Genomic DNA, 12,504 nt, shown 5'->3' on the forward strand with positions numbered 1-12,504 from the left:
CCCCCACTTTGAGCCGTAGCTATTATGCGGTATTAGCCATCGTTTCCAATGGTTATCCCCCTCGCAAAGGCAAATTCCCAGGCATTACTCACCCGTCCGCCACTCGTCATCTTCTAGCAAGCTAGAAATGTTACCGTTCGACTTGCATGTGTTAGGCCTGCCGCCAGCGTTCAATCTGAGCCATGATCAAACTCTTCAATTAAATATTTTGTAAATCGTTTTTTGTTATGGTCACTCTTAACGAGTGTCCACACAGATTGTCTTGTTAGTTAAGTTGTTAAAGAACTCTTCATATTAATGAAGCGTTGGTTTCTTTCTATTCCACCAACGTGCTAGTTACCTAGCGGCTTGAGTCGTTGTTTAGTCCGCCTCAAGCGGGATGCGAATACTACCGACATCCTATTTTTTGTCAAGCGATTTGTTTAATCTTTTTTGAAAGTTTTTGAGACTTTCGAAACCGTATTAAGTAAAACCACTTGCCGCTTCAGCGTAGCGTAAATGCCCTGTTGGGCTTGCCTCGTTGAAGAGGTGCGCATTGTACACGCGCTAACTTTAAGGTCAACACTATTTTTGAAAAAATCACGTAAAAATCGGATAAAATTTGCAAAAGGGAAACATTTGAAAATTTAGTTCATTAAAAACAATAAGTTAAACTTTTCGTTTGAAATTTATGCAGCTATAAGTGCGATACTTTTCATTTCATATGCATGTAAAAATGTGCATTCACATCACATTTCTCGATGAACCCATTACTTCGTCGTAATTACGATTTATATTTAGGCCGTCCACCATGAGTAGTAGAAATTTAAATAGCATAAGATGCCTGCAGTTAAACCAGTATGTGGTCCGCTAAGGCATGTTATGTTATCTATACCAAGCTTAACTCTTTTTGTTTTTATCGCTTTGGTTGGTTTCGGAAGCAGTATTGATAAAATCGGCATCTTCTTCAGCTTCACCAACGACATCTTCCAATGTTATTTTATCAACAGTCCTAAAGGTGTTTATTGGTCCAGCAAGTGCGTAAAGAACAAATACAATAAATAAAACTAACGACGGCGCGGTAGAAACAATAACAAAAATAAGCAAAACCACTAAGATTGCTACAAATGGAACCTTCCCATGCCAATCAACTTCTTTAAAAGAGTTATATTTAAAGTTACTAACCATTAAAATACCACTTAGGCCTGTTACCAAAGCAACGATTAGTCCCAGTTCGTTTCCATCTATATCATAATCAACACCAACCCATACCATACCTGCCACTAGCGCTGCAGCAGCTGGGCTTGCTAACCCCTGAAAAAATCGTTTATCAGCTGTTCCTACCTGTGTATTGAAGCGAGCGAGTCGCAAAGCAGCGCCAGCCACGTATATAAATGCAGCAAGCCATCCAATCTTACCTAGTTCAGTTAAACCATAATTGTAAGCGACCAGTGCTGGTGCCATTCCAAATGAAACCATGTCGGCCATCGAGTCATACTCAGCACCAAAATCACTTTGTGTATTCGTTATTCTTGCCACCCTTCCATCTAGCCCATCAAATACCATTGCAATGAATATCGCGATAGCTGCTGACTCAAAGTGATTGTTCATTGACATTACAACGGCGTAAAATCCTGAAAAAAGACCCGCAGTCGTTAGTAGGTTAGGTAGTAAATAAATACCTTTTCGTTTGTTGGTCATAATTACCTTATTTAGAGCGATGCTTTGTTGGGCAACAAATTCGTTATATAATAACAGATAAAACGTATTCGCAAATTGGTAACTTAAAAATTTATTACTCCCTTGGAGTTCGTAAAATGAAAGTTCATATCGCGAATTAGGTGTCAGCATATTTTACGTTAAATACTGGTTAGTGGCTGATATAGCCATAGAAATGGATGTAACACACTAATTTATATAAGCTAATTTCAAGCGGTATGATTTATGCTTATCAATCAGAGTAATGTTGTAGTCTCAGGAGAGAATTGAGTGTCTTTTAAAGGTTTTTTTAAATCATCGTTAATCGCAAGTGTGTTGGTAAGTGCACTTGGTTACGCGGAAATTCGCGTTATCGATTTTGACTTTGGTAGTAATGGAGCGGCTATCAATAATGGTGATGTAATCTCAAATCAATATAGCGCTTGGGGTCTACAGATATCAAGCTGCCTTATTGCCGGTTCAGCCTTGCAGGGTACTAACCAAGTAGCAGGTATATGCGACACCACAGCTCATGATGAGGGTAGACAGGTAGCGTTCGACACGTCGTTAACGAATACACGTGATGAGGACCTAGAAGTAAGAGAAGTCACCCAAGCTGACGTCAACAACAACCCCAATATTACTAGCATCACAGACCCAACTACTGGCGCTCAGAATTATGTAACCGCAGAAACTGGACAATTGTATCCGGCCTTAGATGAATACGTTTCATATTACGAAAACTTGTCAAACGATGCTGAAATTCAAAGCACTTGGCAACGTCCAGGTAATGTATTGATTCTAAACGAACAAAACACATGCAACGGTGTACCTTGCGGGCCCGATGATGAAGGCGCGCGACCTGCGGGTTTCTTTAAATTTGAATTTAGCAACCCAGTCGATATTTTGAATATAGACTTTTTTGATATCGAATCAAATGAAGCCAGTTCTTCGTCTCCAAATAACGCCATTTTCTTTTCTATCAAAGGTCAGTCTGAGCTTGTTAGGCTGAATGTACCAGATACCGGTGGTTCAAACTTGGTTAGAAAAGAATACACAAACCTCTTTAACGTTGAATCATTTGTTCTGAATATGCCTGGTTCAGGTGCGATAGACAACTTGGTCTTCCGCAATTCAGTAGATGGCTCGAACAACTCAGGCGTGATCAACGCGCCCTTAAGTCTAGGCTTGTTTAGCTTCGCGCTTATCGCACTGTTGCGTCGAAGAGCAATGTGATTTGACAAAATAAGTTGAAACAAAGTAGTAAAGCACGCATATACGCGTGCTTTTTTTTGTTCTAATATCGGGTCGTGTTAAATTACCCATGGAAGTTATTTACAAAAATATGCGCGCTAATCTCAAAACAATTGTGATATTTTTACTCGTTGTCTTCAGTAGCTTTCCGTCCCTAGCAAACAACAATTACGAGCTTGGACTTCGCGCCTACAAACAAGGTGATATCGATGCGGCATTTATTTATTTAAAAAACGCATTTCAAGAGGATGATGAGCACCTACCGTCGAAAGTACTTATGGGAGAAGTATTATTGGCAAAAGGTTTCACGCGAGAAGCCATACAAGAATTTGAAGAAGCACTTGAACGAGGTGCAGATCCAAATTTAATTATTAGCTCTTTATCGTCATCTTATATTCAAACAAGTAACTACGATCAATTATTTCAGCTATCTGAGGAGCGATTGAACGATACAAATGCAACGGAACTATTGCTCGCTAAGGCCCACGCATACCAATCTATAGGGTTATTGGGAAAAGCACAGGAAACCTATGAAAGTCTACTCAAAAACAGTTTTCAAAGACTAAGAGTGCTGTCGAGCCAGGCTGAGTTTTTCATCGCAACGGGCCAAGTTCAAAAAGCAGAAAAATCACTTCAATTAGTCAGGGATGAAGGGGCTAATTCTTCTATATATCATTACCTAAATGGGGAGCTTGAAAAGCAAAAAGGTAATTTTGATTTAGCCTTAAACGAATATAAAAAAGCGCATTCATTAAACAGTCAAGATCCCTTGATCAAAAGAGGCTTGGCGAGTGAATTAATGAGAGCGCAATCGTTTGAAGAAGCAAGTATTCTAGTTGACGAAATACTTGCGCAAACACCGTCCGATCCTTATGCGTTGTTGTTCCAAGCGAGGTTGTTAAACATTAACTCAGAATCATTATTAGCCACTCAAGCATTCGATTCTATCACTCAGAACTTATCGATATTCAGAGACGAATTCATCGAGCAAAATACAGCTATTCAGCTTATCCAAGGGCTATCAGCCTTTATGACCGGTAACTTTGAACTTGCGCTTTCGCATCTAGAAGCTTATCAATCAAAAGTCCCAAATAACAAAAATGCTATCGCAATTTTGGCAAACGTTTACTTAAATCTAGGCCAAAATCGAAGGGCACAGGCACTGCTTGACAGGCAATATGAACTGACATCAAACGACCTCAATTTAGGTGTTTTGTTATGTGAGTTGTATTTGGACAACAACAAAGTGTTTAAATGCGAACAATTGCGGGACTTACTAAAGTTTCGATTCCCAGATACCGCCGCGCTATCTCTTGTTAATGTCAAAATTCTTGAAAAGAAAGGGCGATACCAACAGGCACTGACGGTTTTAAAAGATCATTTTAGAATCGAGGAGTTGTCGATCGAAAACTTCCTAATCTATATCAGGCTACTAAGACAAACGGGTCGACAAGAAACAGCAATTGCATCGATTCAAGAAAGGTTGAAGTACGATAAAGAAAACCGTGGCTTGCAGGCAATTAAAGCAAATTTGCTGATTTCAATTAATCGTTTTGAAGATGCTAAAGAGATAAATAATCAAGTAATCAAAGAAAACCCTAACTCCTACAGTGCACAACTCAATGAAGCAAGCGTGTCACTAGCGACCGGTGATATAAAGACAGCGAAAAATTTACTTGTGCAATTGGTAGAGCGTTTTCCAAAGGAATACCAAGCTAATTTTCTATTAGCCAATACTCTTTTACTAGAAGGAAACTTTGAAGAGGCGGAAACTAAGCTAGTTGATATGGTAGCCATCTATAACAATGAACCCGCCCCTCTTGAGCTTTTGGTTCGTCATTATATTGAAACTAACGAGTTTCAAAAAGCATTGACTATGGTAAATAAGCTCAATCGAGACTACTTTTTGCAACCAACGTATATCAAACTAAAAGCAGACGTTCTATACGCACTAGAACAAATAGAAGAAGCAAAACAGCAACTTAGGATTTTATATGGATTATGGCAGGAATCTGCAATCGACCTTTCTCGGCTAGCTCGATTTCAAGAAAATATTAATGCGCTTGATGATGCTATCGCTTCGCTACAAAAGAGCTATCAATTAGAAGAAAGTGATTTTGTTCAGCGCCGCATTCTATCTTTAGCAATATACTCTGGCAATAAAGAGCTAAGTAATGAAACCCTTGAAATATTAAAGGTAAAATACCCAAATGATCCAACGATAGCGTTACTAGAGGGCGATTATTTTTTAGCATTTTATGAGGAGAAGGAACAAGCAGCCAAGCATTATAAGAGAGCACTAAGTTTGTCCCCAAGCGAAGCGCTTCCGGCAGCAAAATTGTATTCGTTGGCAGTGAAAGAAGGAGTTAATATTGCATTTGACGAACTAATGGAAAAGTCTCTAGCAGTAGATGAAAATTTAAGCTTTCATAGAAACTTACTTGCCGATTTTTTGTTAACTAGAAAAAGGCCCAAAGAAGCAAAGGTACATTATGAATACTTGCTTGAAAATAATGCGCCCAATACTGCTGGAAATTCAAACAATCTAGGCAACATACTATTAGACGAAGGCAAATCACAAGAAGCAAGATCTCATATTCTTTTGGCTTATCAATTGTCACCCGACCAAGCGCATATCTTAAATACATATGGCAGGCTTTTAATAAAAGATAGGCAATATGAGTCGGCCTTAGGTGTGCTGAGACAGGCTTATGCCAAGAATTCGCAAAGCAACTCTATAAAATACCATCTCGCTTATACATTGCATGAGTTAGAACGGAAAGTTGAAGCAAGACAAATATTGGAACAGATTGAAGAGGAATACTCGACCGAACTGAACACTAGTATTGAAGAATTACGCCAGTTGCTTTAAGCTCAGCGTGGCAAACATTAGCCAAGTATACAGTCAGCATATTTTACACACCTAATATATTGGTGGATTTTTGTATATTAAGTCATTAAAATTCAACAACTTAAAAATCGGCCTAAAACTTGCAAGACGCACCAAAATGTGTCGATGACGCTGAAAATTAGTATAAAATAAGTAGAGCAGTCGCTTTTTTCTCTTAATACTGTTTAAAAGTATAGTTCAAGGGATAGAAGTTGGAGAAGTTATGTTTAAAAAATTAGTCTTATCAGCTGTTTTGGTCGCCTTTAGTCAGTCTATTATTGCCGGTCCAGATTTTTTTGGATTCAGTTCAAATTTTACCAATTCGCATGTTGATGAACTAAATATCAAAAAGTATGACAACAGTGTTAGTGCTAACAATACTTTTTTCAATCTTGAACAACATGGCGTTAGCTTAAACATAACGGCCTGGTCGTCTTCATTAGGTGGCAGCTCTTCTTGTTTTGATGCTTCAGGTTACGACCAGTGTATCCAAAGGGCAGAATTGACTGAGTATGGCACTTCAGGTCTAGGCGCAATAAACGATGATGAATCAGGCTCAAACTATAATCATGCTGTAGACAACAATGACTTTGACTATGACATGTTATTACTTTCCTTTAGCGAACAAGTAAACCTTAGCAACCTTTACACAGGTTGGAATTACAAGCTCTATGAAAAAAGAGGAACAATCTATGGTTCTCAAGGGCAAGCTGAGGCCTCTGCAATGGCGCTTACAAGTAATAGTTCGTCATTCAATCCTTCAACACCTTTTTCTAGCACACAAACATGGCAAGATACCCTGCAAGATGGCTGGGAAATTGTTGATGAAAGCTTTGACGCAAACGGGACTGATAAAGTGTCCATCGGTGGAGGTCAATACTACAAAATGCCGATTGCCTCTACTGGTGTTTTTTCAAAATACTGGCTTGTTGGGGCAGCAAACAATGTTAGCCGTGCTTTTTACGAAAGCGGAAAATATGACATCAGCGACAACATCAAAATTGCAGGTGTAGACTTCATGAAGCTCGGCGACTTTACTGACGGCGGAACTGGCACAATTAGTGCTCCTGCGAGCATAGGTATATTTGCGTTAGGATGTGCCGCTATGGTATTCAGAAGAAAAACGAAGTAAGCGGTTTTTTAATGAAACATCAAGGCGGATTTGACATCCGCCTTTTTTATTTTTAATAATCGAAGCTCAACAGGAGTAATTTGATGTTTCGCAGTGTTTTGGCCTTCGTTTCCTTAGTTTTTTTCACTCTGCAGCTAGTAGCAAGTGAAATTAATGAAGACTACGAAAAAGCAATAAAGGCGTTTAATTCCGAGCAGTTTGATGCCTCTTATATACATCTGAAAAATAGCCTTGATAATGAGCCAAATCACCTTCCATCGAAGGTATTAATGGGAAAAGTACTTGCGCTATCACTTTATTATTCTGAAGCGATAATAGAGTTTGAAGAAGCTCTTCTGGCTGGTGCAGATCCAAATTTGATAATAGAGTTTTACGTGAACTCATTAGTAGTCCAGCGGGAGTTTGATAAGATTCTAAGTCTTTCAAAAGAAAGGCTTAGTGTCAGAAATATTGCGCTTCTCAACTCTTTTAAAGCAAATGCAGTACAGGCGCTCGACAAGCCCGGTGCAGATGAGTATTTTGATTCAGCACTCAAAGGGTGGCCAAATAATCCAAGTATTTTGAACGCATACGCTAGATATCTTATTTCAAATAACCAACTTTCGGCGGCCCAAGCACAGTTGGACAAGGCTCTTTCAATCGATGCTGCACATTCAGAAACACTTAGAACACAAGCCCTGCTTTACAAGTTGTCTGATAATAAGCAGCTTTACATAGAAACCCTCGAAAAAACAATTGAGATAGACAGTGAACAACCTTTTGTTCTGCGCGATTTGATCACAGCGTACTTGTCTGAAAATGATGTAAAAAAGTCTCGTGAGCTCTTAGAAAAGCTACTAGCCAATAATAAACAGGATTTTATGGCCAGTTTATTGTTGAGTTATATTGACTCACTTAGTGGTGAAACTGATAGTTCAAGTAAACGACTTCAAGTCCTTGTTAACGATTTGAGTCTAATTGACAATGCTATCATCGATAAAGCTTCTGGGCTTCTGTACGTAAATGGATTAGCTAATTTTGCTTTGGGCAATAATGAAAAAGCGAAAACAGAACTTGCAAAATACCTCACTTATCAACCAAATAACTTGAAAGCAGCCAAAATACTGGCTGACTTATACGCAAGAACGGGAAACACGAATGCAGCACTAAGTACGTTACTTGCTTTTAGTGAGCGTTTGAAAAGCGATATAGACTTGATTAGTAGGGTCTGCGCCTTATATTTCGAATCGAAATCGCACATTAAATGCAACAGACTATTGAGAGGCATCGACCCAGCCTTACAGCAAGCCCCTCTTATCTTGTCACTGCGAGCTCAATCATTGTCTGCTCAAGGAAAAGACAGAGAGGCGCTCACATTATTACAAAACATCACACAAACAAGTAATACAACTCAAATTACAAAGGCTTTGCTGGCTATTCAAACAGGGCAATTACAACTTGCTGAAACCACATCTAATCAACTTCTTGAACAGTCTCCTACTAACTCTGATTATTTGAACTTGAAAGCGGGTATATTGATTAAGCAAGGGCGTTTTGCAGAAGCTGAGAACCTTCTTAAGAAGCTACTAAATACTTCACCTCAACACTATGAAGCTAGGTTTAATTTAGCATCTGTGTATTTTAATCAGGGCAAACTTGAGCAAGCAAAACAGCTTGCTCAAGTGCTTCAACAAGAGAAAGAGTTACAAGTAAACGTGCTTTATTTATTGGGGGCGATTGCTCATTCTGCTCAAGAATTTGAACTTAGCATCAACCAATTAGAAATTGCATTGCAGCAACAAGCTGATTTTCGCCAAGCCAGAATATTGCAGATTGAAAACTACCAAGCCTTAAACCAATTCTCTAAGGCCTTGTCTGAAGTCAATGTGCTTTTGAGAGAAAACTTTTTAGATGAGGAGTTGTTGAAATTACGAGCAACGATATACTATCAGCTTAGCGAATTTGAAAATGTCGTTAAAGATCTCAATACACTTTTTAGTATTCACCAAGACTCGCCTGAAGATCTATATACTCTTGCAGCTCTTCAATGGCGTTTAAATGAAAAAGAAGCGGCGTTTAAATCCGTTTCAAGCGCGCTGAAATTAAAGCCCACCGACTTTTATTTGCTTAGATTGCATGCTCAATACAGTCTTGCATTAGATAAATTGAGCGAAGCTACCTCGTCTATCTCAGTCTTGTCTGAATTATTCGAAGATAATCCTGATGTCGCGCTATTAAGAGGCGACCTTGCTTTGTTACAAAATGACGCTGTAAAAGCTAGTCGTTACTACGACACCGCAATAAAAATAAATAAATATTTTGAACAGGCACTCTACAAACGCTATAACCTCGCAATGCGTGGTATTGAAGAAACTCATTTTGTTTCATCTTTTGAAAAACTTGCATCTCAAAGCGACACTACCACATCTGTTAATCACTACCTTGCAGATTATTACTTAAGTCGCGGTGCCACCACTAAAGCCAAGTCATACTATTCCTTGGCACTAAGAGATACTCGTTATTTTAAAAGGGCCTCAATATTGAATAACCTGAGTTACGTATATCAACTCGAAAAAGATTTCGAACAGTCTGTTACGTATGCTAGAAATGCACTCGCGCTTGAACCTAACAATAGCGCGACTTTAGACACACTGGGGTGGTCACTTGTAAACATGGGCGAGGTGCAAGAGGGCCTCGACTTATTGCGGCAGTCATATTCGTTAAATACTTCTAACCCTAATACAATGTATCATATTGCATTTGCACTTAAGGAACTTGATAGAAAAAAAGAAGCAAAGCAGACGCTAGAGGGGGCACTTGCTAAGTCCGAAAGTTTTAAAAATAGAGAAAGCGCGCTTAATTTATTAGATCTTTTAAATGACCAAAGTTAACAGCTAAAACATGCTCACCTATTTAGTCATGACCTCAAACGGGTCATGACTAAAAGCAGACAGGTTAGGTAATTACTATTTCACCATCTTTTATGTCGACACGCACCAATTCTTTATTTGCCAATTCCCCTCCCAACAACAAGTTGGCTAACGGGTTTTCAATTTGCATTTGAATTGCCCGCTTTAAAGGTCGCGCGCCAAAGACAGGATCGAAACCGGCATCGGAAATTGCATCAAGCGCGGCTGCAGAAAGTTCTAATTTTAAATCCATCGAATTTAACCGCTGACGTAAACCCAGCAACTGGATTTTTGCTATCGATTTTATTTCTTCTCTGTTTAGCGCATGGAAGACGACAATATCATCCACTCGGTTAATAAACTCTGGTCTAAAGTGACCGGCAACCTCAGCCATGACACCGTCTTTCATATGCTGATATTCCGAGTCTTGATTAAACGATTGAATGATGTCTGATCCCAAGTTAGACGTCATCACAATAAGCGTATTTTTAAAGTCTACGGTTCTGCCTTGTCCATCGGTTAACCGCCCATCATCGAGTACTTGCAATAAAATATTAAATACATCTGGATGAGCTTTTTCAACTTCGTCCAACAATACAACGCTGTAAGGTTTACGTCGAACGGCTTCGGTTAAATATCCACCTTCTTCATAACCAACATACCCCGGAGGAGCACCCACTAAACGAGAAACAGAATGTTTTTCCATAAACTCCGACATATCTAGTCGAATCATCGCGTCTTCTGTATCGAACATAAAGCTTGCTAGAGACTTACACAATTCTGTTTTACCTACGCCAGTCGGCCCTAAAAACAAGAAACTGCCCATTGGTTTATCCGGATCGGCTAGCCCAGCCCTTGTTCGCCTGATTGCGTTAGAGACTGCAGAAACGGCTTCGGTCTGACCAACCACTCGTTTGCCAAGCACTTCTTCCATATGCACAAGTTTTTGTTTTTCACTTTCCAACATTTTGGCAACAGGAATCCCCGTCCACCTAGACAAGACATCGGCGATTTCGACATCCGTGACTTTATTCTTTAATAATTGGGTTTCTTGCGTTTCTGCTTCGCCAGCTTGCTCAAGCTTAAGTTCGAGCTCGGGTATCCGGCCATATTGTAATTCAGACATACGAGATAAATCAGATGCTCGTCTGGCAATTTCTAAGTCTAATTTAGCTTGCTCTAATTCAGCCTTGATACCTTGTGTTCCCTGCATGGCAAGCTTTTCAGACTTCCAAATTTTCTCAAGTTCTGAATACTTAAACTCAAGCTGTTCACGCTCTAGCTCTATTACTTCTAATCGCTTATGGCTTGCGATGTCTTTTTCTTTCGCTAGCGCTTGTTCTTCGAGTTTTAGTTGAATAATACGTCTTTCGAGCTTATCCATTTCTTCTGGCTTTGAGTCGATTTGAAGACGAATTGATGAAGCAGCTTCGTCAATCAAATCTATCGCTTTATCAGGTAACTGACGGTCGCTAATGTAGCGATACGATAGGCTTGCTGCAGCCACGATAGCAGGATCAGTAATATCTACTGAATGATGCAGTTCGTACCGTTCTTTTAATCCCCGCAGAATCGCTATGGTATCTTCGACACTAGGCTCTTCAACTAGTACTTTTTGGAAGCGACGTTCAAGCGCAGCATCTTTCTCGATATATTGTCTGTATTCATCTAACGTAGTTGCACCGACACAATGAAGTTCACCGCGTGCAAGAGCTGGTTTTAACATATTACCGGCATCCATCGCGCCATCGCCTTTACCTGCACCGACCATGGTATGAAGCTCGTCAATAAACAAGATGACGCGGCCTTCTTCTTTGGATAATTCGTTCAGTACAGCTTTTAAACGCTCTTCAAACTCACCTCGATATTTAGCACCCGCTAATAATGAGCCCATATCAAGCGATAAAACGCGTTTATTCTTAAGCCCTTCTGGTACTTCACCATTGATAATACGCTGCGCTAAACCTTCAACAATCGCGGTTTTACCAACGCCCGGCTCGCCAATTAACACTGGATTATTCTTGGTACGGCGTTGTAATACTTGAACCGTTCTGCGTATTTCGTCATCTCTACCAATGACTGGGTCAAGTTTGCCTTGTTCTGCGCGTTCAGTTAAATCACTGGTATATTTTTCTAGTGCTTGTCGAACGTCTTCAGCATTGGGATCTGTTACTTTTTGACCTTTTCGAAGTGCATCGATGGCCTTTTCGATTTGTTTTTTATCGACCTTCAAATCGCGTAATATGTTTCCTAAAGCGCCTTTATCGTCCAAGCTTGCTAGTACAAAAATCTCTGACGTGATGTAATCGTCTTTGCGTTGCTGAGCAATTTTATCGCTCAAATTTAACAAACTGATACTTCCATTCGATAATTGCACATCGCCGCCGATTCCATCGACACGCGGCAATTTATCCAGCGCTTCTGAAAGTGAAGATCGTAAGCTGTTCACATTTATTTGCGCTTGATCTAGCAATGGACGCACGGCTCCACCCTGCTGGTTTAGCAATGCAGTCATCAAATGAACAGGTTCGATGTATTGATGGTCTCGTCCCAGAGCCAATGATTGTGCATCTGAGATAGCAATTTGAAACTTACTTGTGAACTTATCTAAACGCATGAATAAAAATTCTCCAAAATTTCCACATAAAAGTTATGGGTACAAC

6 protein-coding genes and 1 rRNA gene are annotated in these 12,504 nt (G+C 39.7%); 4 read left to right on the top strand and 3 right to left on the bottom strand.

Annotation, left to right across the window (positions count from 1 at the left end):
• Window positions 1–202, bottom strand: a 16S ribosomal RNA gene (locus tag KUL10_RS09635); the annotation flags it as partial.
• Between the two features lie 677 nt (window positions 203–879).
• Window positions 880–1,683 carry a CDP-diacylglycerol--serine O-phosphatidyltransferase gene (pssA, locus tag KUL10_RS09640; protein WP_110429008.1) on the bottom strand — a complete coding sequence of 268 codons (804 nt, stop codon included), beginning with the start codon at window positions 1,681–1,683 and terminating at the stop codon, window positions 880–882.
• Window positions 1,684–1,968: 285 nt separating this feature from the next.
• On the opposite strand from pssA, the gene KUL10_RS09645 reads away from it, so the two are divergent.
• The 4 genes from KUL10_RS09645 to prsT (KUL10_RS09660) all read left to right on the top strand — a co-directional run bounded on the left by KUL10_RS09645 (window position 1,969) and on the right by prsT (KUL10_RS09660) (window position 9,823).
• A complete protein-coding gene (locus KUL10_RS09645) occupies window positions 1,969–2,913 on the top strand; it encodes a hypothetical protein (RefSeq protein WP_110428730.1) in 945 nt (314 codons plus the stop codon).
• Window positions 2,914–2,959: 46 nt separating this feature from the next.
• Window positions 2,960–5,803, top strand: a complete 2,844-nt coding sequence (prsT, locus tag KUL10_RS09650) for an XrtA/PEP-CTERM system TPR-repeat protein PrsT (protein ID WP_110428731.1) — start codon at window positions 2,960–2,962, stop codon at window positions 5,801–5,803.
• 241 nt (window positions 5,804–6,044) lie between these two features.
• Window positions 6,045–6,953: an exosortase-dependent surface protein XDP1 gene (gene xdp1 / locus KUL10_RS09655; protein ID WP_110428732.1), complete on the top strand. Its 909-nt coding sequence runs from the start codon at window positions 6,045–6,047 to the stop codon at window positions 6,951–6,953.
• 83 nt (window positions 6,954–7,036) lie between these two features.
• Window positions 7,037–9,823 carry an XrtA/PEP-CTERM system TPR-repeat protein PrsT gene (prsT, locus tag KUL10_RS09660; RefSeq protein WP_110428733.1) on the top strand — a complete coding sequence of 929 codons (2,787 nt, stop codon included), beginning with the start codon at window positions 7,037–7,039 and terminating at the stop codon, window positions 9,821–9,823.
• Window positions 9,824–9,887: 64 nt separating this feature from the next.
• Here prsT (KUL10_RS09660) and clpB read toward each other — a convergent pair whose 3' ends face one another.
• Window positions 9,888–12,458: an ATP-dependent chaperone ClpB gene (gene clpB, locus KUL10_RS09665; RefSeq protein WP_110428734.1), complete on the bottom strand. Its 2,571-nt coding sequence runs from the start codon at window positions 12,456–12,458 to the stop codon at window positions 9,888–9,890.
• Window positions 12,459–12,504 lie beyond the last annotated feature (46 nt).

This window comes from Glaciecola sp. KUL10 (assembly GCF_003203515.1).
Lineage (GTDB): Bacteria > Pseudomonadota > Gammaproteobacteria > Enterobacterales > Alteromonadaceae > Glaciecola.